This is a genomic window from Hyphomicrobium facile (genome assembly GCF_900116175.1).
GTDB lineage: Bacteria > Pseudomonadota > Alphaproteobacteria > Rhizobiales > Hyphomicrobiaceae > Hyphomicrobium_B > Hyphomicrobium_B facile.
This window is the reverse complement of the sequence record NZ_FPCH01000001.1, coordinates 703,850-726,476: the sequence shown is the minus strand read 5'-3', so window position 1 is coordinate 726,476 and position 22,627 is coordinate 703,850. Positions and strand designations below refer to the sequence as shown.

Below are 22,627 nucleotides of genomic sequence, written 5' to 3'. Positions count from 1 at the left end.
CGAGCGTCGTACTCCCCAAGCGCCGCATCATCACGCGCGGCGCGGCCGTGCCTCTCCGGGGCGCGAGCTCTCAAGCATCCGCCGGAAGAATTTGCTATCGGCCACGCGGCATTGCACGAACGCGGAATACGTCGCGAACGCGGTCCGAAAATGCAAATCCATGAGCGACGTCCAAGCGGCCTTCCTCAAGAGAGCGTATCGGTTGCGCCGGCTTTGACCGAGATAACGCTCTTTCGCGAGCGCCGATATGGCGCGCGCCGCAGCGACTGTCATCGCTGCGCGGCGCTTCTCGAATATCGCATCGATAGCGTGATACGCCGTCCCGAGGTCCTGCATGATCGTGCCATGTTCGCCTGTCCGCGACATGAGTTCCTCGAAATTGGGAATTCCTGAAAGTCCATCACATGGGTCTGTGCCCGAGCGCGCCCTCTCCCGGGCAGCGTAGAGAGCAAGATCGCGGGAGAACGATTGGCGGGATCGAAACTGCTCCGACACCGCCTTCGCATGCACGCGGTGGTGCACGAACACATCCGCAAGGTTCTCAATGGGATGTCGCTCCGACAATCGCAGCCAGAGATCGAAATCCTCGGCATGCTCGAATGGTGCGCGGTAGGCGCCGCAAGCGAGCACGGCATCCTTCCTCATGACGACCGAGGGGTGAGACACGACGCAACGGCCGTGCTCATAGAGCTGCCTCCGCACCTCGCGACTGGTCAGCGGAAAGTTGGATGTATCCCCGGTCGGGAAACCGTCCGCGTCGATCAACAGCACTTGCGAGCCGACCGCAGCCACCTTTGGCGAGCGCTCGAGACAAGCGATTTGCGCCTTCAATCGACCGGGAAGGGAAACATCGTCGGCATCCATCCGCGCGACGAGCGCCGTCTCAGCGGCATTCAATCCGCCATTGAGGGCTCTTACGATCCCGAGCGGCGGCTGATGAATGATCTGGAGCCTTCCATTCCAGCGCAAATCGGAGAGTATGGAAGCAGTGCGATCGTTCGATCCGTCGTTGATGACGATCAGCTTGTTTATGAATTCCGCGTCCGGAACCAAGCTGGAAATGGCGCGAGCAATATATTTTTCGCCGTTTCGTACCGGCATGATCACATCGATTTTTGGCATTATCCCATCCCCAAAATCGTCATGGCTATTCAAGACATGCGATGTCGCATCGCCGAAAAATCCGCCGAACGGCGTGACGCACTTTGACTAAGGAGAACTTCAGTTACGCAACTGAGACCGGCCGCCGGCAATCGGCTGCGAAGGGATCAACGAATATTCAAGGGACCGTCCATGTTGCGCGTGCGACTGCGAGCTCAATGATGCTCCGTGATGAGGCGCGCGCCTCTGGCCTTACGAATGAATTTCGCACCGATGCGTCTCCGCACGAGCCAATATTAAGACAGTATATTTTTCAGGTGCACAGAACGCGCAAATAGCCCGCTCTGAAGTCTATGAAAAAATCGATGATCAAATATTCAGATTGCGAAGCATGTACGCACACGATCAATGCATCCGTCCTATCGGAAAGATCCGCATGCGTCCATGTTTTGGCGACTCACCCCCAAGACAATCGTCTCTTCGTCAACAGCACTTTTGCGACCGCGCTACGCGAGCGGCAGATCGACTCCGTTCGATGGCAACCGGGCGGTGATGTTCCCATTTAATTGGCAACCGGAATTTGATACCCGACCGGTGCACTCGGCGAGCAAAACGCCGCCTGTCATGAGCCTCGTTGCTTGAGACCCTTCCCTCACCCTTGCACGCCATCCCGGCATGCCGCTGGCAATCGTCACGTCGATCCGGACGAAAAACCTGCCCGCAACGTCAGGGACCCGGAAAAAGAGCGACGGCAGCGCCCGTGGTTCCGTAGTAAATGTGCGTGTGTCCGATACTTTCGCACCGTGAGGCGAACGGCGGTGGCTAACTTGGCTTCAATGCCGGCCCAAAAAATATTCATCGCAGGCGCAAGCGGCTTCGTCGGCACCTATGTCCTTCGCGCCGCTTTGGCCGCGGGCCACGAAGTCGACGCGCTGACCCGATCAAAAATCCACGCCGCTGCGCTTCGCGCGCAGGGCGTGAACGCGATTGTCGGCGACCTGTTGGATTCGGAGGGGGCGTGGAGGGAAGCCTTGCGCAATGCCGATGCCGTCGTCCATCTCGCGCAGCCACAGACTTTCGGCGGCCGCCTCACCAAAGCGCGCGCGACGCAGTATTGCGTCCTCCGGCTCGACATGGATCGCGCCTTGTTCGCAGCGATAGATCCGGCGAGGACCCGGCGGATCATCTACGTCGCTGGTACGAGCTATTATGGGGAGTGCGGATCTGAGATCTGTGACGAGAACGCGGTGCCTCACCCGCGGGGATGGGGACCCTATCTCGCTCCCGCGATCGAAGCCTTGCCCGGCTACATCGCGCGCGGACTGCCCATTGTCGCTGCGTTTCCAGGCTGGGTGTATGGCCCCGGCTCTTGGTTCGCGCAGTATGTCCTCGAACCGCTCCGCGATGGCAAACCGGTCTATGGCTTGCGGGGTCGCACCCGGTACACGTCTCCCGTGCACGTGCAGGACTGTGCCCGCGCCATCCTTCATCTGACCAGCAACGGCGAGATAGGAAGCCGCTACTTCGTCGTTGATGACGCTCCGGTGCCCGGGGAGCGGTTGGCCGAGATCGCAGCCGACGCGCTTGGCGTCACCGGCCACGGGCGCAAGCTGCCATTCATTCTGCTGGAGCTTTTGGTTGGCCCGGTCATTGCGGAAAGCCTTGCCTACGAAAACCGTCTTTCAAACCATCGGTTGAAATCCACCGGCTTTTCGTTCGAATTTCCATCGTGCGAGCAGGGCATCCCGCATGCCGTCAAGGCATGGCTGCAGGAAAACCCGGCCCATAATCTCAAATGACGTCACAACGCTGAACAAATTGAACGGTTCGATCACGGATCGATCAACCAATAGAAATTCTTTCAATAGGAATTGCGGCCATTCATTTGTAAAATGGTTGGAGTCATTTGTCAGCGTACGAGCGGCTAATCCATGATTTCAGATAGCATCGGTCTGCCGCAGATAGTTGCTTTGCTCATACTCTGTCAAAGAGGAGCCGAGGAACTCTACTCGGCGCGCAACACCCGGGCATTGATCGCCGCGGGTGCCGAAGAAGTCGGCCGATCCTATTACCCCGTCGTTGCCACGACGCATCTGGCATGGATCGCAAGCCTCTTTTTCCTGATACCCGCGAACGCACCGGCATCCTCTATTTTGGCGGCCGCCTATATCCTGCTGCAAGGCGTCCGCTACTGGGTCATTGCCTCGCTCGGGCGATTCTGGACGCACCGCATTTTCACGCTCAAAGACGCACCCATCGCCCAGCACGGGCCCTATCGATATTTCCGCCATCCCAATTATGCGGTCACGATTGCCGAGACGTTTCTATTGCCTGCTGTCTTCGGCGCATTGGCGCTCGGAATTATCATGTGCGCTGTGTGGACTGCCGTTCTCGCCTACAAGATCGAACTCGAGGACAAAGCACTTTCCGCCAGGCGCGCGCTTTCCGAGCAAAGCCTTGAAAAACAGCGGCCCCTCACCTGACGAAGCACCGCTTGGCGACGCCACGGCCGACGCCATAGCCGTCGGCGGCGGCCTTGCAGGCTCCGCTTTCGCGCTGGAACTCGCACGCCACGGCGCGAGCGTGATGATCTTCGAACGCATGGGCGGCCCGCATCACAAGGTCTGCGGCGAGTTCTTGAGCGACAGGGCGCAGGCTCTTCTGCACTACGTCGGCATCGACGTCCATCGCCTCGGTGGCAACTCAATCGATACGCTATGTCTCGCAAATGGCTCGAAGCGAGCGAGTGCCCGCCTTCCCTTCCAGGCGATCGGCGTTTCGCGTTTCCTCCTCGATGAAACGCTCGCGAAGGCGGCAGAACGCGCTGGCGCAAAGATTTTTCGCGCGACATCGGTTGAGGGAATTGAGGATAGCAGCGGCCGCGTCCGCGTGCGGACAGCTCGCGGGAGTTTCGACTGCCGCGCAGCGGCATTAGCGAGCGGCAAGCACAACATTCGCGGTCTGCCGCGGCCCGATGGACCGATGGTCGGCTTCAAAATTCACCTGCGCCCCGCGGAAGCGGCGCGCATCGCGCTGAACGGGATCGTTCATTTGATCGCGTTCGCGGGCGGCTATCTCGGCCTATGCATGGTCGAGGATCAAACGCTGTCGATTGCGTGGAATATCAATTCGGATGTTCTGCGTGTCATTGGAACAAGTTGGGCCGCTCAATCGGCCTACTTCGCGATGCAGTCGCGCATGTTCGCCGACCTCATAAACGGCGGGACACCTCTTTGGGAGAAGCCGCTCGCCGTCTCCGGACTTCCCTATGGTTTCATGCGGTCGGCAGCGATTGCGCCGGCGATCTACCCGGTCGGCGACCAGTTGGCCGTCATCCCATCATTCTCAGGAGATGGAACGGCGCTCGCTTTGGCATCGGGCATTGCAGCCGCGCAGGCTGTTCTCAAATGCGAGAGCGCGCCTGACTTCCAGGCCCGCATGCTCCCGAACTTCAAGCCGCAGTTTAGCCGCGCGGCAGCCCTCGATCGGATTATTGCCGGAGTGCTGCTTCGCCGCGTTGGAATTGCCGGCGCGCGCCTCTTCCCAAGCATGGTGACGATGCTCGTTTCCGCGACGCGGCTGCGCGGACTCGACGGCCTGATCGCGTCCCCTAAGGCACGGAACTAGAGATCGAGAACGACGAAATAGGCTGAAAAGCCGGGCCCAAAGGCTGCCAACAGATGCCGCCCCTTGTCTCCCGAGGCCATCGCTCTCTCGAGGATGAACAGCGCCGTCGCCGATGACATGTTCCCGAAGTCGCGCAGCACATCCCACGAATGCGCCAGCAGCGACCTCTCGATGCCGAGAACATCTTCCGCAGTCTCGAGTACCTTGCGTCCGCCCGGATGAAAAAGAAATCCCTTGAAATCGCGGAGCGTCATGCCGCGCCTGCCGATAAATTCCTTCACCACCTGGCCGAGATTGTTACGCATCAACGTCGGAAGCTCCGGACTGAGCACCACGCCAAAGCCGTCGCCTTTGACATCCCAGCCCATGATATGCCGCGTGTTCCGCCAAGTGTGCTCGCCGAAGGTAAGCACCACGGGCTTTTCGCCACTGCCGCCTTCACTCGCACCGTTTGCAGATGTCCTGAGCACGACGCCCGCAGCGCCGTCGCCGAATAACGCCGCCGCAACGAACATCGCCATGCTCGGGTCGTTAGGACGCGCGCAAAGGCTGCAGAGATCAACGGTGATGAACAGGACATTCCGGCCCGCCCGCCCTTGAGCGAAGCGCGCCGCGCGCGCGAGCCCCGCGACACCGCCGCCGCAGCCAAGACCGAAAATCGGCAGCCGCTCGACATTCGGCGAAAAAGGGAGGCGGTCCATAAGGAGCGCGTCGAGGCTCGGAATAGCGAGCCCGGTAATCGTATTGGTGACAAAGGCATCGATATCGCCGAGCGATAATCCCGCCCGAGCAGTAGCGTCTAGCGCGACCTGCTCGAGCAATTTCAACGCGTGCTCTTGGAAGACTTCGGTACGCTCTTCCCAGGTGTGCGGTCGCTGATACCAGTCGGTCGGCTGGCAGGTGTAGCGATAATCGATGCCCGTATTGGCAAAAAGTCCGTGCAGGCTTGCAAACTGCGGATAAATCATTGCCGCATTTGCGAGCGCATCCTTCTGGCTGAGTTTGTAGGGCGGATTGGCGGAAGCAATCGAGAGAATTTCGACCGGCAGCCCAAGGTCGGGCTTGTGCGCGTGCTTCGCGAGATCAACCGGCAGCACTGTCATGAATCGTTCCCATGGGTCGAAAAGGGCGATGTGCCGCGTACGCCGCTTTCGCCTAGGGCAACCTTAAGTCACTATACAGTATACTGCCAATTACCCTTTACCAGCATGCTTACCTGTGGACTAAGACGTTCGAATAAGGCCGAATTCGCTCGATGCTCCCGCGCAACCTCCGTCAAACGACATAGAACCAGAATTGAGCAAATCTCCATTTTTCATTCGATTGACCGCTGCGCCGGAACGCGCGTGAATGCGCCAGCGGCGTCAGCCACGTCGCTGACCTCACCAATTATTGGCCGACGCGGAAACTGAAGCTGCCCTGGGATTTGTGAGTATCAGTCGAAACCGCGTGCCACTTGACTATGTAAGATCCGGGCGAAAGACTTTTGACGCTGGCCTGCAACGTATTCCCGGAAGCGCTGCTGCCTCCATCGACTTTTTCTCCACTCGAATTTCGCACTTCGGCGCCGCTGGATTTCGGATCGAGCGCATCAGTAAAATACAGGGTCACGGAATCCGGAGAAGCGCTGACCGTGCTTCCGACATCGGGGCTCGCATGATCCAGCAGCACATGCGCCTCAGCAGTGGTGGTCCCTCCTGCAGTCAGCACCAATAGACAAGTGGCGATCGCGCATTTGGAATTTGCCATCGGCTTCTCTCGCTCCATTGATTGCGAATAAGGAGGTGCGAAATGGTCTCATAATAACTTGGTGCGACGTCATCGAGGGCCGCAGCAAGGTGTAATCGGACTGACTTTAGCACAATTGCAATTTTCTTGGATCGCGTCGATCACCCGACGTCTGTTCATTCGAGCTTTATGGTTTCGACGTCGATGCTTATCCGGCCATGGCACCTTTAAGCCGGCTCATAAGCGCCCTCCCCAGGCCGTCTCTCTGCAGCGTCTGTCGTCGACAACCGCCTGTTGACGCGTTCACGGGGCCTTCGCCTTTGGTTTACACACGCTGGGAACTGCGCTTATTGAGTATCGTTGTTGGACGTTAGTAGTGCAGTGCAGAACAAGTCGCCAGCATCGATGGCTTCTATAAAAATGTCAGCATTTTTGGCTGCTGATGATCATCAGTGGCGCGGAAGAATATTTGATCAGCACAGAGCGCAGTATCGCCGCCCATAACCTGTGTGGCTGTTAGGCCGACGATGCAGCATCACGTAGCGTAGAATTTCAAGCGTTTATGGAGGTGCATATGAGCCAGGTACAAGTCGACCAGCAAAGCTATCAGATGCCGCCGGAGGTTGGGTTTACCGTTTCACACTTTCTCACTGTTGCCGACATCGAACGGTCGGCTCGATTTTACGAAACGGTCTTCGGAGGTCGTATTCTGAGCCGAGGCGATAGCAGCGGCGCGCCGGGATACATCCAGATCGCGAATACGTGGCTCCTCGTCAACGTCGGGGGCGGTCCGACACCCGACAAGCCATCGGTGACGCTCAGCGTCCCCGCCGACCCCGATAAGGTCAGCAGCTTTATGAATATCCGTGTTGCGGACATTCAAGCATGCTTTGAGCTTTGGAAAAGTCGAGGAGCCGAGTTCATCACAGAGCCAAAGGAAAAGTACGGCGAAACGCGCTGCTACATTCGCGATCCTGACGGCTATATTATAGAAGTTGGACAAAGAAAGCCGGACTTCACTTACGGCTAAACAGCACGACACATGAAGGCATCAGTGGTGACCGTACACACTCCGGCGACGTGAGTGCGGGAGGTAGGATGCTTGTTTGCCGCCGCACTCGAACAGTCTGTAAATTTGGTAGCGGCGGGCCGAGAACGACGCTGCGCGAAGTGCGAAAAAAGGCGCGATAAAGAAGAGAACTTGAATTGGTCTTAGGTCAATTGGCGACGAAGCGTAATTTGACTGTTCCGAAGGCGGGAATACTTTTCTGACCGGCAGCGGGATCTCCCGTAAAAGACCTCGATGACTGGTGGTCCTCTGCGATGATGATTGCTCCAAGGAGCAGCTGGTGGTGGGTACGAAATGGTATTTCCGCCGCGAGCGTAGGTCTCTTTCATCATCTCGGAAGTTGAGGAATGAAAGTAGAGTGAGTGGGGCCGATGTGCTTTCCACGTTTGCAATTCAACTCCCCTCAAACTCTTCCATCCTCCCAGCGAAGTAGGCTGAACCGATGCCGTGTATGAGGCGTCAACAAGTGGAGGAAGCAAATGCAAAAAAGTGCGATCGCGTTCGGTTTGCTCGCAACTGCCGCGTTCTCCGCGCCTGCAAGGGCGAACGAGAGCGTGATAAAGTGCTCTGCAGATCCAAACCAGTGGTGCGTACAGTCCGGTGATTATGCTGGCACCCGCTACTCGAAGCTTGACCAAATCAACACCGACAACGTCGGTCAGTTAAAAGTGGCTTGGACGTTCTCCACGGGTGTTCTTCGTGGTCACGAAGGCGGCCCGCTCGTGATCGGCGACATGATGTATCTCACGACGCCTTTCCCGAATGACGTCATCGCGCTGAATCTTGCTGACGATCAGAAAATCGTCTGGAAATATACGCCGAAGCAAGATCCTTCAGTCATCCCCGTGATGTGTTGCGACACAGTCAACCGCGGGGTGCAGTATGCCGATGGCAAGATTTTCCTGCACCAGGCTGACACCAATCTCGTCGCTCTCGACGCGAAGACGGGTAAGGAGATGTGGAAGGTCGCCAATGGTGATCCAAAACGTGGTGAGACCGGCACCGGCTCTCCGCTCGTTACAAAAGATAAGGTGATCATCGGCATTTCGGGCGCCGAGTTTGGTGTTCGCGGTTCACTCACCGCCTACGATATCAACAGCGGCAAGAAGGTCTGGCGCGCTTACTCGATGGGCCCGGATGCGGAAATGCTGGTCGATCCGGAGAAGACCATGTCGCTCGGCAAGCCGATCGGCAAGGACTCCTCGCTCAAGACTTGGAACGGCGATCAGTGGAAGATCGGCGGCGGTTCGGTCTGGGGCTACATGGCCTATGACCCGGACCTCAATCTGATCTACTACGGAACCGCCAACCCCTCCACCTGGAACCCCGTCCAGCGCGCGGGACCGGATGGCAAGCCGATCGATCAGAAGTGGTCGATGACGATGTTCGCTCGTGACGTCGACAACGGTGTTGCCAAGTGGGCCTATCAGTTCACGCCGTTCGACGAGTGGGACTATGACGGCGTCAACGAGCCAATTTTGGCCGAGCTCGACTTCGGTGGCACGAAGCACAAGACGGCGACGCAGTTCAACCGTAACGGTTTTGCCTATACGTTCGACCGGGGAACGGGTGATCTTCTCGTTGCCGAGAAGTTTGATCCGTCGGTGAACTGGGCTACCGGCGTCGACATGGACAAGGCCAGCAAGGACTACGGCCGTCCGATCCGCGTCGCCAAGTACTCGACGTTCAAAGATGGCAAGGGTGCCGACGTGAACACGAAGGGCATTTGCCCGGCGGCGCTCGGTTCAAAAGATCAGCAGCCGGCTTCCTATTCGGAGAAGACTGGCCTGTTCTACGTTCCGACGAACCATGTGTGCATGGACTACGAGCCGTTTAAGGTTTCGTACACGGCTGGTCAGCCTTACGTTGGCGCCACGCTCTCCATGTTCCCGGGTCCTGATGAACCGAAGCGTATGGGTAATTTCATTGCCTGGGATGGTGCGAAGGGCAAGATCGTATGGTCGAAGCCCGAGCAGTTCTCGGTATGGTCGGGCGCTCTGACCACCGCTGGCGGCGTTGCCTTCTACGGCACGCTCGAGGGCTACTTCAAAGCCGTCGACCAGAAGGATGGCAAGGAACTCTTCAAGTTCAAGACGCCGTCGGGCATCATCGGCAACGCTATGACTTACACCCACGATGGTAAGCAGTACGTTGCAGTGTTCTCGGGCGTTGGTGGTTGGGCCGGCATCGGTCTTGCTGCTGGCTTGACGAACCCGACCGATGGTCTCGGTGCCGTTGGTGGCTACGCTGGCCTCTCGGAGTACACGAACCTCGGTGGGTCTATGACTGTCTTCTCGCTGCCGTAGCGCTTCCTCCAAGAAAGACAGCTAAGGGTCTGCGAGTAACTTGGCCGGCGCGCATCCGACGCGCCGGTCCTTTGAAGTCAAATTTTGTTCGCAGCAATTGACAAAGTAAGTGCCGGGGCCGTCATCCGGATTGGAAAGAGCAATTCGGCTGACCCGATGAGCGAGTGCGTCTTGGCGGAGGGGGTGGGATTCGAACCCACGAGACCCTTACGAGCCTACACGCGTTCCAGGCGAGCGCCTTCAACCACTCGGCCACCCCTCCATCGCAATCGCGAAGCAGCGCACTTAACCCATCCGCGCGCCAAGCGCAACGCCGCTCGACGAAGTCTTGAGGCTTGACCGCCGCCCGTCGCGGTCACACAAAGGCACCCGGTCAACGAGCAAGCGCGAATATGACCAGCTCAGTGCTACTGAAAATCTTTGCCGGACTGGCCGCATTAGGCGTAATTGCCTATTGTTGCCTATGGTACGCGACCGGCGAGCCAAGCAATCCCTGGCTCCTACGCCTCGCGCTGGCGGCCTTCCTGATCGCGCTCGTGATGAGCGTCGTTAACCCGGAAACCCGCCCCAGATTGATGCTGCGGTTTCTCGCCGCGCTCTTTGCGTTGTTTACGCTCATCGCCTTCGCGGCCGATGTTTCGCGCCCGGCCGCCGACGGCAGCTCCGGCGCCATCTCATTGATGCAGCATCTGCAAACGTGGTCGCCCGCGTTCGTGGCATCGCTTCAGAGGTCCGCCACGGCAACAGTCGATCCCTTCTTCTGGGACCCGGTCCTGACCTCGATATTGAACCTGCCGGGAACCGTGATCTTCCTCCTGCTCACGATTGCCTGCGGCTACCTCGGACGGCCGCGCCGCCGGATCCGTATTTTCGCCAACGACTACTGACCGGCCAAATGAACGGCGAGACCGTACCGACCCTGAAACGAAATGGGATGAGCCATCGTATACTCGGCATCATCCTAACAATAATAAGAAGGAGCCAATCCATGTTCGCCAGGAAGCAAGTCGCGATGCCGACGGCGGAGTCGGCCCCGAAGGGCCGCCCGACCCCAATTCTTAGCCCCGACGCCGAGCATTATCTCTTTTCGCAGCCGTTGAACCCGCCCTATCCCGCCGGGCACGAGGTCGCAATATTCGGTCTCGGATGCTTCTGGGGCGCCGAGCGGCTGTTTTGGGAGCTGGGCGACGGCATCTGGATCACCGCGGCAGGCTACGCAGGCGGCTATACGCCAAACCCGACGTATGAGGAGGTCTGCTCCGGCGGCACCGGCCACACGGAAATCGTGGTCGTCGTCTTCGATCCGAAGGCCATCTCCTACGACACGCTCCTGAAGACGTTCTGGGAAGCCCACGATCCGACCCAGGGCTTCCGTCAGGGGAACGACATCGGCACCCAGTATCGGTCAGCGATCTATACGACGACGCCAGAGCAGCAAGCTGCCGCCGGGGCATCGCGTAAAGCCTACGAAGAAGCGATCGCCGGCAAGGGCTATGGCCCGATCACGACTGAGATCAGACCGGCCGGTCCGATCTACTTGGCCGAAGGCTACCATCAGCAGTACCTCGCCAAGGTACCGCATGGATACTGCGGCCTCGCCGGAACCGGCGTCGCTTGCCCTAAGCCCGCAAGCGCCTCCTAGGCAGCGTATGCGTCGGGCGGCCGGGCTCCCCAGAGGGGAGTCGCGCGGCGCAATCAAAGACCGAAGCCAAGGCCGTCAGCCATGCCTGAAGGGGCTGGCCGGCGGCCTCTCTATTTCGGATCGACCGTCGCGGCCTTCTTGAGATGCGGACGAAGCGCCGGGCTATTGGCCAAATGCGCCGGAAGCCCCTTCGTCCCCGGCACAGGCGCAGCATTGGCAATTGTCGCGTGAACAGCGGCGGCCTTGGCCAAGGTCTTCTTGACTTGCAAAGGCGTCATCAGCGCCTCGGGAGGTACGGTGACGGGCTCAGGTCCGGACTCGAGCACGGCTTGGCATTCTTTCGGCAGCTCGGCCAGCATGAGCGGCGGCTTCGGCGGCTTTACGCCCGAAACTGGGGGCGGCACGGGCTCGAGCGGCGTCTTGGACGGAATCACTTTTGCCAGCCATTGATCGACTTCCTTCCCGCAACCGTCATCGCCCGTCGGCGGCGGTTGCGGCGCACACCCCGCGAAACCCTCCGGGCATTTGATGCGCATGTGGAAGTGGTAGTAATGCCCGAACCACGGCCTCACCTTCCCGAGCCACTTTCGGTCCGTATCTTTGGTCTGGCAAAGCGCCTTCTTGATCGCCGGATGAACGAAGATGCGCTCGACCTCGGGATAGGACGCCGCCCGCTTGATGAGCGCGGTCTGCTTTTCAGTGAAAATCTGCGGATCGACGGCAACGCTCGTACCGTCGAGCATCGACGTCGCCTGCATCTCTTCGCGCTCCTTCGGAGTGAGACGGCGATCGGGCATCGGCGTCAGCCAGATATCGGCATCGAGCCCGATCTGGTGGCTGGCGTGTCCGGTAATCATCGGCCCACCGCGCGGCTGCGCGATGTCGCCAACCAGCAGCCCCGGCCAACCGTCGAGCTTTTGCGCATCCTTGGCGAAACGCTCGACGAGCGCGATCAGCTTCGGATGGCCCCAGTTGCGATTGCGCGATAACCGCATCTCCTGCCAGGCAGGACCGTCGATCGGCAGCGGCACAGCGCCCGCGAGGCAACCGCGCGAATACGTCCCGATGGCGCGTGCTTCGAGCTTTGCCGGAACCTTGGCCGCGCCGAAAAGATTCTTTGCCCCGATGAATTTCGGCCAGACTGGCGTTTTGGATGGCTCCGCCTGTTCGGTTCCCGGAATAGGCTCGACCTTGATTGAGACGGTACGAGCCTTCGAAGAACTCGGCGCAGCACCCGACGGATGTTTCGTCGTCACGGATCCGGTGGTCGTGTCCGTCGATGAAGCAGCCGGCGTCGCGCTTGTCGCTTGCGACTCCTCGCCTTCCGGCCCGCTCTCGCTCGAATTCGTCAGCACACCGCTTCTCGGCACGAAAGCCGGTAGCGGCACGTGATGACCTGTATCCGCGTGATTGCCAGCATCGGGGCGAGTATCAGAACGAGCATCGGGACGAACCGGATCGGGATGCACGGGATCGGGCGCAACCGGAACGCCGCTCGAATCATCGACCTGCTGCGGCTCGGCACGGAGCGGTCCGATGAAATCCAATACTGAGAGCGGCACGCCCGGCCATTGGAGCAGCGGAGCCCAAACCATGGCCATCGCACAGAAGACCGCGAGCACCAGTAACCTTGCGGCCCTCATGCTTTGTCCCCGTTTTTTGACATCGCTCATCCTAGACCATTCTCGGGCGAAATTCCGACCCAAAAGCGATTTCAGTTGCAGTGTTGCCTGACGCCACATTAACGAACCATGGACAGCGGCATTAGCTCCTTTGCGAACACATTATGAAACGCCTTCAGAAGGTTACCGAACCCGTCAGCGCCGAGGCCACAACGAAGGCAACGCCCGCGTTTCGCATCGATTGCGGCCCGTCCGCTGCCGAATCTCGTCTGATTTTAGCGCACGGAGCCGGGGCGGGGATTACATCTTCGTTCATGGAATCGTTTGCCGCGCTTCTCGGTGAACGAGGCGTCACCCTCACGCTCTTCGAATTCGCTTACATGGCGAGCCGCCGCGAAGGCGCGCCGAAAAGACCGCCCCCCAAAGCCGAGAAGCTGATCGGCGAGTACCGCGACGTGGTCGACGCAGTCGCCCGCGAAAATCCGCGCCAAAAGCTCTTTATCGGCGGCAAGTCCATGGGCGGACGCGTCGCGAGCATGCTGGCCGGCGAGCTTTACGAAGAGCAGAAGATCAGCGGCCTCGTCTGTCTCGGCTACCCGTTTCACGCCCCGGCCACGCCGGACAAGATGCGCACCGAGCATTTGAAAAAACTTCGCTGCCCGGCGCTGATCGTCCAAGGCGAGCGCGATCCGTTCGGAACCAAAAGTGAAATCAAAGCAATGCGGCTTTCCAAGAAAATCACTTTTGCCTGGATGAACGACGGCGATCATGATTTCGGTCCGCGCGGAAATTCCGGGTTCACCCGAAAGGGCAACCTTGCGGCGGCCGCAGACGCCGTTGCGGCATTTATCGCGGAGCATTCCGCCGCGCGTTGACGCTGACCTCCGAGACACCTACGGTGCGCGCCTTCGCCGCAAAGCAAGCCTTTGTAATATCAGCCACACCCGACCGCAGCAGCAGCATCAGATGACCGCACTCGTCTTCACCCCCGAGCAGGCCGCAGCCAGCAAAGATTCCAAGGCTTGGCCGTTCGAAGAAGCACGCCGGCTCATCAAACGCCTAGAGCGCCTGCCCGACGGCGACACAAAAACCGTCCTCTTCGAAACGGGATACGGTCCTTCCGGACTTCCTCACATCGGCACCTTCGGCGAGGTCGCGCGCACGACAATGGTGCGCCATGCGTTCGAAACGTTGACCGAAGGCAAGCGCAAGACGCGCCTCCTCTGCTTTTCCGACGACATGGACGGTATGCGGAAAATTCCGGAGAACGTTCCGGACCGGAAGGCTCTCGAGCCCTACCTGCAGATGCCGCTGACGTCGGTCCCCAATCCGTGGGGCGGCGACTACGCAAGCTTCGGCGATCACAACAACGCCATGCTGCGCCGGTTTCTCGACACCTTCGGCTTCGACTACGAATTCGCGAGCGCCACGGAATATTACAAGTCCGGCCGCTTCGATGAAGTTCTCCTGCGCGCTGTCGAACGCTACGACGACATCATGAAGGTCATGCTGCCGACGCTCGGCGCGGAGCGGCAGGCAACATACAGCCCCTTCCTCCCCATTTCGCCGAAGAGCGGCCGCGTTCTCTACGTCCCGATGAAGAAGGTTGACCCAAAGACCGGAACCATCACGTTCGAGGACGAAGACGGCAAGGACATCACGCAGCCGGTCACCGGCGGTCAGGTGAAGCTCCAGTGGAAGCCGGATTTCGGCATGCGGTGGGTCGCCCTCGGCGTCGACTTCGAGATGTTCGGCAAGGATCACCAGACCAACGCGCCGATCTACGACAAGATCTGCGAAATCCTCGGCGGCGTTCCGCCTGAACACTATGTCTACGAGCTGTTCCTCGACGACAAAGGCGAGAAGATTTCGAAGTCGCGCGGCAACGGCCTGACGATCGACGAATGGCTGACCTACGCGTCACCCGAAAGCTTAGCGCTCTTCATGTATCAGAAGCCGCGAAGCGCCAAGCGGCTCTATTTCGACGTCATCCCGCGCGCCGTCGACGAATACCTGCAATTCCTGTCGGGCTATCGCAAGCAGGAAGCGAAACAGCAGATCGACAACGCAGTCTGGCACATCCACAACGGCGCGCCGCCGAAGCCCGAAATTCCGGTTACGTTCGGCTTGCTGCTGAACCTCGTTTCGGTTTCGCACGCGCATAACAAAGATGTGCTGTGGGGCTTCCTCGGCCGCTACGCCTCCGGAGCGAAGCCGGAAGACAATCCGATCATCGATAAGCTCGCAGGCTACGCGATCCGCTACTACGAAGACTTCGTGAAGCCGACGAAGAAGTTCCGCACGCCCGACGACGTCGAGATCGCGGCCCTCGAAAGCCTCGACAAAGCTCTCGCGTCGCTGCCAGCCGATAGCGACGGCGACACGATCCAGAACGCCTTGCTCGACGTCGGCCGCGCCATTCCGCGCTATCAGGACCCGACGAAGACCAGCCCAACGGGCGGACCGGGCGTCAAGCTCGATTGGTTCCAGGCGATCTACGAAATCCTGCTCGGACAGGAGCGCGGACCGCGCCTCGGCACGTTCGTCGCGCTGTACGGAATTCCGGAAACCCGCGCCCTCATCGCCAAGGCACTCAGCGGCGCGCTCGCCAACGCCTGACGGCGGCCGGGCTTTGGGAGAGACGGATCGCGATTTCCCGGCTTAGGCAAGCGGCGTCGCGGCCTCGGATTCTTCCGCCGCTTTTGCAGCCCGCGCTCCGGACCTCTGTCCGAGAATGTCGACGCGCCAGATCCGGTCGATCAATCCGACGAGCCGCTGCTCGCGCGTTTCGATCTGCCCGCGTCGCCATTCGCGCTCGCCGATGACATCGCGCGTAATCGCGAGCATCGAAGCTTGGCTCGACCCTTTCGAATAAATCTCTTTCTTGTCGTCCCACGACGCGTTGCGCGCGCGGTCGTTGTCCTGCTGGGTGATCAGCACGAGATTGCCGAGGCTTTCGACGAGCTGCGCGCGTTCCTCGGCACTCGGGAACAATTGCCGCCATGGGCTCGAGGCAGCGGGCCGCTGCGGCAGCACATGCTCGATCGTATATTGATCGGGATCGACGGCATCCATCCCGCCCGACAATTCGTCTCCGAGCCGAAGCAGAAGCAGCTTGCAAACCTTCGGATTGCGCTTGTGAAAATCCTTGAGATGAAACGCTATGCCGCGCACTTCGTCCCGCGTCAATTGCAGAACGGGATGCGATTTGTCGATCGGCTCGCCTGAGCGAATGACTTTGACGAATTCCGAGAACCGGCGAACGCGTTTCCCTGACCCCGCGCACAAAAGCCGGGTGAGCATGGCGAGCCGCTCTATCTCGCCCAGCAGAAATGCGGCCCGGGCAGGATCACGCTTCCAATCCTTGAGCGCGAAAATCGCGGCCGGCGCCCAATCGGCCTCCGGCAGGCGGTTGAGGTATGCAAGCGTGGACTGCATCTCTCGCGGCAGCACGCCGACGCCACCGCTGCGAACGATCGCATACGATTTGGCGAGCGGCAGGAAGACCTCCTTGAAGAAGGCCTCCGAGCCGCCGGAATCGCGAATGACCTGCCGCACCCCCGAAACGATCTGCAGCCGCCCGTGCCCGTAGATGGTTCTGAGATGTGCGAAAAACGCCTCGAACCCTTCCCCGAGTTCCGCGCTCATTTCATCCCACATCGCGACGGCCCATTTGGCGTCGTTCGCCGACATGCGCGCGAGGATATCGGACTTCAGGATGTCGTTGCGCTGCAGCTTTCTGCCTCGCTCGTTCAGAACGACAAACATCTGGTGGGAGCGATCGATATCATTGCCGACGATGACGACCACGAAGCAACGGTCCGCTATGAAATCGGCAAGCGCCGCGCGGTCGGTATTGGTCAGTTCCGCAAGCACCGCCCTGAAGCGGTCGCGCACCTCGAGAAGCGTCGCTTCGGGAAGCGAGGGCGATTGAATATTGGCTGGCAGCACCGAGCTGCCCGGCAACAAGACGTTGTCTTCGAAAACAGCGCGCTCACGGGTCGAAAGGTGCAGCCGGAAGCGCTCCGTCCGGAAAAACCGTGTGCCCAACTGGGCGACGAGCATTCCCTGAACGCGTTTCGATACTGTCTTTCGCGCGTCGGTTTCGAGGTCGCGCAGCACGGCAAGCAGCGTCATCAATGTGACGAGGCGCTGTTGACCGTCGATCACTCCGAATTCGCGGGGGGTCATCTTGGGCGATAGCTTCGCCGTTTCTGCCCCGGGCGCATCCATCAGCACCACGGCGCCGAGGAAGTAAGCAGGTTCCGGCTCGTCGTCGGACGAGATACCGGCGGCTTCCAGAAGATCGTCGAGGAGTTGTTCGGCCTGCTCTCGTCCCCAGGAATAGGGCCTCTGAAAAAGCGGGATATTCAGCAGGTAAGGACCGGACAACAATTCTGCGATGCTAAGCGATGCCGTAGGATACACGAATGCCACAACCCTCTTGACTGCCGTTCGCGGGCCCAAGTATTTCGCTTGCAGCTATTAACACGCACCCCGCCAAACTGTTGCGTGCCTAGCCATTCGTGATAGCAACGATCATGCACCAGCGCCACACCCCGGCCGATGCTTCCGATAATTGGATGATATCTTTTCGCACGCATCCGCAAAGTCCAAAATGGAATGAAAAAGTTCGTCTACAAAATTGCCACGGCTGCCGAATGGTCAGATGCAATTGCAAAAGGTAATTATGAAGGATCGCTCGACGACAAGCGAGACTGCTTCATTCATCTGTCACAACAGCACCAGTTGTCCGGCACATTAGAAAAACATTTCAAAGGCAAACGGGATCTCGTTCTCATCGCATTCGAGGCGGCCGCACTAGGCTCTGATCTCAAATGGGAACAATCTCGCGGAGGCGAGCTCTTTCCTCACCTCTACTCCGCTCTTCCGGTTTCTGTGGCTTTATGGGAGCGGCCATTGCCAAAAAATAACGACGGCGTTCATTGCCTTGACGAGGAATGGTTCGCGTGCTGACAGGCATCTACCGGCTGACGCGCCCCGCGCTTTTCGCGCTTGCTCCCGAGGAAGCACACGAACTCACTGTGCGCGCGCTCGAATGCGGACTTTATCCGCGCGCCTTCGGTGCCGACGACCGCGTGCTCTCGCAAACGGTGTTTGGATTGGAATTCAAAAATCCGGTCGGCATCGCAGCTGGTTACGATAAGGACGCCCGCGTACCCGATGCCGTGCTCGGCATGGGCTGCGGCTTCGCCGAGATCGGCACAGTCACCCCGCACCCGCAAAGCGGGAATCCGAAGCCGCGTGTCTTCAGGCTCGTCCAGGACAACGCCCTCATCAACCGGCTCGGTTTCAACAATGGCGGCCACGCGGCAGCTCTCGCGCGTCTCGAAGCGCGGATGAACCGTGGCGGCATCGTCGGCGTCAATATCGGAGCGAATAAGGACAGCGTCGACCGCGGCGAAGACTACGTGTTGGGCCTGTTGCGGTTCAATTCGGTCGCCAGCTACTTTACCGTCAACATCTCCTCTCCGAACACACCAGGGCTTCGCGATCTCCAGGCGCCCGCCGCGCTCGAAGCACTTCTCGCACGCATCATGGCCGCGCGGACAAGGCTGACAAACGACGGCGCGCAGCGGCGTCCGATCGTCGTCAAAATTTCCCCCGACATCGCGGCCGACGACATCGCTCCGATCGTCGAAAAGCTCGTCGCCTACGACGTCGACGCCATTGCGGTGTCAAACACGACCCTCTCGCGTGACGGCTTGAAGTCGCCTGAAGCACGCGAAGCCGGAGGCCTTTCCGGCCGCCCCGCCTTTCAACGCTCGACCGCCATGCTCGCCCGTATTTTCAAGCAGACCGAAGGCCGGATCCCGCTCATCGGCATCGGCGGCATCGACAGCGGCGAGCGGGCGCTCGAGAAAATCGAAGCCGGCGCCACATTATTGCAGCTTTACACGGGCCTTGTGTACGAAGGCCCGAGCCTGATCGGAGAGATCAAATCTTTCCTCGCGAAGACGCTGCACGCCGGGTCGCACGCGAACCTCGCCGCAATCCGTGGCCGCCGCGCTGACGACTGGGCGAAACGGCCGCTTTAATTGCCGCGATTTTTTTCGACGTCTTCGGAAGCTTCAGCAGGTATAACGGCCAAGTTGCCCACAAAAGCGATTTAGAGTGACCTGAGCCAATTTGCCGAAGCCCAAATTAAACGTGCCGCGCAAATCCGCCAAGAATCAGGAAACGGCCGAACAGCCTTCCGCAAAGGACGGCGTGCGCAGGCCGCGGAGCGCCGCGCTGATGGCATCGACGGCGGAGAAAAAGACGCGCCGCACGCGAGCGCCTCGCGTGTCCGAACCTCTGCCCGCCGCGATCGCCGCATGGTTCGCAAAGCGCGGCTGGAAGCCACGTCCTCACCAGCTCGCCCTTCTCGATGCCGCACGCGAGCGCCGCTCCACGCTGCTGATCGCGCCGACCGGCGCCGGTAAAACGCTCGCAGGCTTTCTGCCGAGCCTGATCTCGATCCACAACGGCGAAAGGAAGAAGATCGGCGCGGGATTATTCACGCTCTACATCTCGCCGCTCAAAGCGCTCGCAGCCGACGTCGAACGGAACCTGACGCACCCGATCGAGGAAATGGGCCTGAAGGTCCGCACCGAAACGCGCACCGGCGACACGTCCCTCGCACGCCGGCAGCGCCAGCGCGTGAAGCCGCCGCAGATCATGCTGACGACGCCGGAGCAGGTCGCCCTGCTCCTCAGTCATCCCGATGCGCCCTACCTGTTCGCCGATCTTGATACGATCATCCTCGATGAGCTGCACGCGCTCGCAGCTTCGAAGCGCGGCGATCTCCTCGCGCTCGATCTCGCCCGCCTGCGCAAGATCGCGCCAAACGTCATGACGATCGGATTGTCGGCAACGGTCGCGCGACCGAGCGAACTTCGCGGCTACCTCGTTGCGCAAACGGAGCCCGAAGCCGAAACGCGGCTGTCCGACATCGTCACCGTCAAAGGCGGCGCCAAGCCCGTCATCGAAATTCTCGAAGCCGAAAACGAAATTCCCTGGACCGGCCATACCGCCCGCTACGCGATGCGCGAAGTCTACGAAGCCATCGGCGCGCATAAGCTGTCGCTCGTTTTCGTCAACACGCGCATGCAGGCCGAATTCGCTTTCCAGGAACTCTGGCGCATCAACGACGACAACCTGCCGATCGGCCTGCACCACGGATCGCTCGAAGCGGCCCAGCGCAAGAAGGTCGAAGCCGCAATGGCCGAAGGGCGTTTGCGCGCCGTCGTCGCCACATCGACGCTCGATCTCGGCATCGACTGGGGCGATGTCGATCTCGTTATCCATCTCGGCGCACCGAAGGGAGCAAGCCGGCTGTTGCAGCGGATAGGCCGCGCGAACCACCGGCTCGACGAGCCATCCCAGGCGATTTTGGTCCCGGGAAATCGCTTCGAGGTTCTCGAATGCCGGGCAGCCCAACAGGCGGCGGAAGCCGGAGATCAGGACGCCACGCTATCGCGAGTCGGGGCGCTCGACGTCTTAGCGCAGCACGTTCTCGGCATGGCGTGCCAGGCGCCGTTCAATCCCGATGCCCTATTCGACGAAGTTCGCTCGGCGCTTCCCTACGCGGGCCTGACGCGAAGCCAGTTCGATCGCACAGTCGACTTCGTCTCGACAGGCGGCTACGCGCTGAAATCATACGAACGCTTTGCCAAACTGAGACCGGCGGACGACGGCAAGCTCCGCGTCGCCAACCCACGCATCGTGCAACAATATCGCTTGAATGTCGGCACCATCGTCGACGCCCCTCACCTCAAAGTGCGCCTCGTCTCAGGCCGCGGTGGCAAGAAAAACATCGCCCGCATCGGCGGCCGCGTGCTGGGTGAAATCGAGGAACATTTCGCCGAGCAGCTGACGCCGGGCGATACGTTCGTCTTTGCGGGGCAAGTGCTTCGCTTCGAAGGCATCAGGGACACCGAAGTCTTCGTCTCCCGCGCGACCGCCGAAGATCCGATGGTGCCGAGCTACGACGGCGGCAAATTTCCACTGTCGACGCATCTCGCAAAACGCGTGCGCGACATGCTCTCCGATCCGAGCGTCTGGTCGGGCCTGCCAAATCCCGTTGCAAATTGGCTGGAGTTGCAGACCGAACGCTCCGTCATCCCCGCGCCTGACGAAGTTCTCATCGAAACATTCCCGCGCGGCAATCGGCACTTCCTCGTCGCTTATCCGTTCGAGGGCCGCCTCGCGCACCAGACGCTCGGCATGCTGCTTACCCGGCGCCTCGACCGCATCGGAGCAAAGCCCGTCGGCTTCGTCGCCAACGATTACGCGTTGGCCGTTTGGGCGCACGACGACATTTCGAGCCTCATTTCCCACGGCCGGCTTTCGCTCGAAGAACTCTTCGACGAAGACATGCTGGGCGACGATCTCGACGCCTGGCTCGCCGAAAGCGCGCTCATGAAGCGAACGTTCCGCTTATCCGCCGTCATCGCCGGATTGATCGAGCGCAGGCATCCGGGCAAAGTCAAATCCGGCCGTCAGGTGACGATCTCGACCGATCTCATCTATGATGTGCTCCGACGCCACGATCCCGGACACTTGCTGCTGGAGGCCGCCTGGGCCGACGCTGCCACGGGGCTCCTCGATATCAAGCGGCTCGGCGCTTTTCTGGCTCGCATCAAGCACCGAATCAGACATCAAACTCTTGATCATGTATCTCCGCTCGCCGTGCCGGTGCTGCTGGAGATCGGAGTTGAGCTGGTTTATGGCCAAGACCGTGACGCAATTTTGCGCGATGCCGCTGACGAGTTGATCCGCGAAGCAACGGGGGACCTGCGGACATGAACATGCTGAAGCCGGAGCGCATCGGACTCGACGATTTTGCCGACCAACCTGTGCTCGTTTGCGGCAAAACTTTCGTCGCGCATAAATCGGGCGCACTTTACTGGCCGGCCGAGAAGGCGTTGATCGTTTCCGATCTCCATCTCGAAAAGGGCTCGTCCTATGCCGTGCGCGGCCAAATGCTGCCACCCTACGACACGCGCGAAACGCTCCATAAGCTCGCGATCCTTATCGACAGGTACGACCCTGAAACGGTCATCTGTCTCGGCGACAGCCTCCACGATCCGGCCGGCGCCGCGCGCATGGACGCGGCCGACGTTGAAAGCCTTCGCATGCTTCAGGAAAATCGCGATTGGATCTGGATCACCGGCAATCACGATCCGAGCATCGATCGCATGCTCGCTGGCCATGTGATACCCGAGATCGTCGTCGGCGGCATCGCGTTGCGCCACGAGCCGCACGCAGGAGCCTGCACGCATGAGATCGCGGGACACTTCCACCCCGCGGCCCGCCTCGTATTTCACGGAACGTCGTTGCGCCGTCCTTGCTTCGTCGGCAATCGCCTCCGCCTCGTGATGCCCGCATTCGGCGCATTCACCGGAGGCCTGAACATTCTCGATGTCGCGTTCGAACCGCTGTTCGATGCGGATGGCCTCGACGTCTGGATGCTCGGCCACGAGGGCCTCTATCCCGTCGCTCCGCGCCTGCTGCGCGAGGATTGAAC

General features: G+C 60.1%; 18 protein-coding genes and 1 tRNA gene. 13 read left to right on the top strand and 6 right to left on the bottom strand.

Annotated elements, in window-relative coordinates; genetic code table 11:
• Nucleotides 1-30: 30 nt before the first annotated feature.
• The gene (locus BM399_RS03475; protein ID WP_092864251.1) at nt 31-1,122 is read right to left on the bottom strand and encodes a glycosyltransferase; all 1,092 of its coding nucleotides are present in this window, start codon (nt 1,120-1,122) and stop codon (nt 31-33) included.
• Nucleotides 1,123-1,937: 815 nt separating this feature from the next.
• Between BM399_RS03475 and BM399_RS03465 the strand changes: the two genes are divergently transcribed.
• From BM399_RS03465 to BM399_RS03455, 3 genes are all read left to right on the top strand, one after another.
• A complete protein-coding gene (locus BM399_RS03465) occupies nt 1,938-2,900 on the top strand; it encodes an NAD-dependent epimerase/dehydratase family protein (RefSeq protein WP_092864245.1) in 963 nt (320 codons plus the stop codon).
• Between the two features lie 132 nt (nt 2,901-3,032).
• The gene (locus tag BM399_RS03460; RefSeq protein WP_092864242.1) at nt 3,033-3,584 is read left to right on the top strand and encodes an isoprenylcysteine carboxyl methyltransferase family protein; all 552 of its coding nucleotides are present in this window, start codon (nt 3,033-3,035) and stop codon (nt 3,582-3,584) included.
• Nucleotides 3,559-4,728 (top strand): NAD(P)/FAD-dependent oxidoreductase, encoded by a 1,170-nt coding sequence (locus tag BM399_RS03455; protein WP_092864239.1) that lies wholly within the window; start codon nt 3,559-3,561, stop codon nt 4,726-4,728. Before BM399_RS03460 ends, BM399_RS03455 begins: the two co-directional genes overlap by 26 nt.
• On the opposite strand, the gene BM399_RS03450 is transcribed toward BM399_RS03455, so the two are convergent.
• Nucleotides 4,725-5,831 carry a type III polyketide synthase gene (locus BM399_RS03450; RefSeq protein ID WP_092864236.1) on the bottom strand — a complete coding sequence of 369 codons (1,107 nt, stop codon included), beginning with the start codon at nt 5,829-5,831 and terminating at the stop codon, nt 4,725-4,727. The genes BM399_RS03455 and BM399_RS03450 overlap by 4 nt on opposite strands.
• 286 nt (nt 5,832-6,117) lie before the next feature.
• Nucleotides 6,118-6,477: a copper resistance CopC family protein gene (locus BM399_RS03445; protein WP_092866225.1), complete on the bottom strand. Its 360-nt coding sequence runs from the start codon at nt 6,475-6,477 to the stop codon at nt 6,118-6,120.
• A 553-nt stretch (nt 6,478-7,030) separates the two neighbouring features.
• Between BM399_RS03445 and BM399_RS03440 the strand changes: the two genes are divergently transcribed.
• Both BM399_RS03440 and BM399_RS03435 read left to right on the top strand, forming a co-directional pair.
• Complete coding sequence (locus tag BM399_RS03440) at nt 7,031-7,486, top strand: VOC family protein (protein ID WP_092866222.1); 456 nt, start codon at nt 7,031-7,033, stop codon at nt 7,484-7,486.
• A 518-nt stretch (nt 7,487-8,004) separates the two neighbouring features.
• Nucleotides 8,005-9,831, top strand: a complete 1,827-nt coding sequence (locus tag BM399_RS03435) for a methanol/ethanol family PQQ-dependent dehydrogenase (RefSeq protein WP_092864233.1) — start codon at nt 8,005-8,007, stop codon at nt 9,829-9,831.
• 172 nt (nt 9,832-10,003) lie between these two features.
• Here the strand turns inward: BM399_RS03435 and BM399_RS03430 are convergent.
• A tRNA-Ser gene (locus tag BM399_RS03430) sits at nt 10,004-10,093 on the bottom strand.
• A 130-nt stretch (nt 10,094-10,223) separates the two neighbouring features.
• Between BM399_RS03430 and BM399_RS03425 the strand changes: the two genes are divergently transcribed.
• Together BM399_RS03425 and msrA are read left to right on the top strand one after the other, a co-directional pair.
• Nucleotides 10,224-10,718, top strand: a complete 495-nt coding sequence (locus BM399_RS03425) for a hypothetical protein (RefSeq protein WP_092864230.1) — start codon at nt 10,224-10,226, stop codon at nt 10,716-10,718.
• Between the two features lie 101 nt (nt 10,719-10,819).
• Complete coding sequence (gene msrA, locus BM399_RS03420) at nt 10,820-11,473, top strand: peptide-methionine (S)-S-oxide reductase MsrA (protein WP_092864228.1); 654 nt, start codon at nt 10,820-10,822, stop codon at nt 11,471-11,473.
• A 110-nt stretch (nt 11,474-11,583) separates the two neighbouring features.
• On the opposite strand, the gene mepA is transcribed toward msrA, so the two are convergent.
• On the bottom strand, nt 11,584-13,116 hold the full coding sequence (mepA, locus tag BM399_RS03415; RefSeq protein ID WP_092866219.1) for a penicillin-insensitive murein endopeptidase: 1,533 nt from the start codon (nt 13,114-13,116) through the stop codon (nt 11,584-11,586).
• Between the two features lie 143 nt (nt 13,117-13,259).
• Between mepA and BM399_RS03410 the strand changes: the two genes are divergently transcribed.
• Together BM399_RS03410 and BM399_RS03405 are read left to right on the top strand one after the other, a co-directional pair.
• Nucleotides 13,260-13,970 carry an alpha/beta family hydrolase gene (locus BM399_RS03410; RefSeq protein ID WP_143111317.1) on the top strand — a complete coding sequence of 237 codons (711 nt, stop codon included), beginning with the start codon at nt 13,260-13,262 and terminating at the stop codon, nt 13,968-13,970.
• A 91-nt stretch (nt 13,971-14,061) separates the two neighbouring features.
• Entirely contained in the window at nt 14,062-15,714 is a 1,653-nt protein-coding gene (locus BM399_RS03405) for a lysine--tRNA ligase (protein WP_092866213.1), read from the top strand.
• 42 nt (nt 15,715-15,756) lie between these two features.
• On the opposite strand, the gene BM399_RS03400 is transcribed toward BM399_RS03405, so the two are convergent.
• Complete coding sequence (locus tag BM399_RS03400) at nt 15,757-17,532, bottom strand: DUF262 domain-containing protein (protein ID WP_244531044.1); 1,776 nt, start codon at nt 17,530-17,532, stop codon at nt 15,757-15,759.
• A 186-nt stretch (nt 17,533-17,718) separates the two neighbouring features.
• On the opposite strand from BM399_RS03400, the gene BM399_RS03395 reads away from it, so the two are divergent.
• From BM399_RS03395 to pdeM, 4 genes are all read left to right on the top strand, one after another.
• Nucleotides 17,719-18,072: a DUF952 domain-containing protein gene (locus BM399_RS03395; RefSeq protein WP_092864226.1), complete on the top strand. Its 354-nt coding sequence runs from the start codon at nt 17,719-17,721 to the stop codon at nt 18,070-18,072.
• Nucleotides 18,057-19,154 (top strand): quinone-dependent dihydroorotate dehydrogenase, encoded by a 1,098-nt coding sequence (locus BM399_RS03390; protein ID WP_092864223.1) that lies wholly within the window; start codon nt 18,057-18,059, stop codon nt 19,152-19,154. Before BM399_RS03395 ends, BM399_RS03390 begins: the two co-directional genes overlap by 16 nt.
• Before the next feature lie 199 nt (nt 19,155-19,353).
• Nucleotides 19,354-21,906 carry a ligase-associated DNA damage response DEXH box helicase gene (locus BM399_RS03385; protein WP_143111316.1) on the top strand — a complete coding sequence of 851 codons (2,553 nt, stop codon included), beginning with the start codon at nt 19,354-19,356 and terminating at the stop codon, nt 21,904-21,906.
• A complete protein-coding gene (gene pdeM, locus BM399_RS03380) occupies nt 21,903-22,625 on the top strand; it encodes a ligase-associated DNA damage response endonuclease PdeM (protein WP_092864220.1) in 723 nt (240 codons plus the stop codon). The genes BM399_RS03385 and pdeM overlap by 4 nt, the downstream gene beginning before the upstream one ends.
• The last annotated feature ends 2 nt before the right edge of the window (nt 22,626-22,627 follow it).

What these genes read in the sequence shown, in the direction of transcription:
- BM399_RS03460 (WP_092864242.1), top strand. Translation starts at nt 3,033, where the DNA reads ATGATTTCAGATAGCATCGGTCTGCCGCAGATAGTTGCTTTGCTCATA.
- BM399_RS03425 (WP_092864230.1), top strand. Translation starts at nt 10,224, where the DNA reads ATGACCAGCTCAGTGCTACTGAAAATCTTTGCCGGACTGGCCGCATTA.
- BM399_RS03435 (WP_092864233.1), top strand. Translation starts at nt 8,005, where the DNA reads ATGCAAAAAAGTGCGATCGCGTTCGGTTTGCTCGCAACTGCCGCGTTC.
- BM399_RS03410 (WP_143111317.1), top strand. Translation starts at nt 13,260, where the DNA reads ATGAAACGCCTTCAGAAGGTTACCGAACCCGTCAGCGCCGAGGCCACA.
- BM399_RS03385 (WP_143111316.1), top strand. Translation starts at nt 19,354, where the DNA reads ATGGCATCGACGGCGGAGAAAAAGACGCGCCGCACGCGAGCGCCTCGC.
- BM399_RS03445 (WP_092866225.1), bottom strand. Translation starts at nt 6,477, where the DNA reads ATGGCAAATTCCAAATGCGCGATCGCCACTTGTCTATTGGTGCTGACT.
- BM399_RS03440 (WP_092866222.1), top strand. Translation starts at nt 7,031, where the DNA reads ATGAGCCAGGTACAAGTCGACCAGCAAAGCTATCAGATGCCGCCGGAG.
- BM399_RS03390 (WP_092864223.1), top strand. Translation starts at nt 18,057, where the DNA reads ATGGTTCGCGTGCTGACAGGCATCTACCGGCTGACGCGCCCCGCGCTT.
- BM399_RS03405 (WP_092866213.1), top strand. Translation starts at nt 14,062, where the DNA reads ATGACCGCACTCGTCTTCACCCCCGAGCAGGCCGCAGCCAGCAAAGAT.
- mepA (WP_092866219.1), bottom strand. Translation starts at nt 13,116, where the DNA reads ATGAGGGCCGCAAGGTTACTGGTGCTCGCGGTCTTCTGTGCGATGGCC.
- BM399_RS03450 (WP_092864236.1), bottom strand. Translation starts at nt 5,831, where the DNA reads ATGACAGTGCTGCCGGTTGATCTCGCGAAGCACGCGCACAAGCCCGAC.
- BM399_RS03395 (WP_092864226.1), top strand. Translation starts at nt 17,719, where the DNA reads ATGAAAAAGTTCGTCTACAAAATTGCCACGGCTGCCGAATGGTCAGAT.
- msrA (WP_092864228.1), top strand. Translation starts at nt 10,820, where the DNA reads ATGTTCGCCAGGAAGCAAGTCGCGATGCCGACGGCGGAGTCGGCCCCG.
- BM399_RS03475 (WP_092864251.1), bottom strand. Translation starts at nt 1,122, where the DNA reads ATGCCAAAAATCGATGTGATCATGCCGGTACGAAACGGCGAAAAATAT.
- pdeM (WP_092864220.1), top strand. Translation starts at nt 21,903, where the DNA reads ATGAACATGCTGAAGCCGGAGCGCATCGGACTCGACGATTTTGCCGAC.
- BM399_RS03465 (WP_092864245.1), top strand. Translation starts at nt 1,938, where the DNA reads ATGCCGGCCCAAAAAATATTCATCGCAGGCGCAAGCGGCTTCGTCGGC.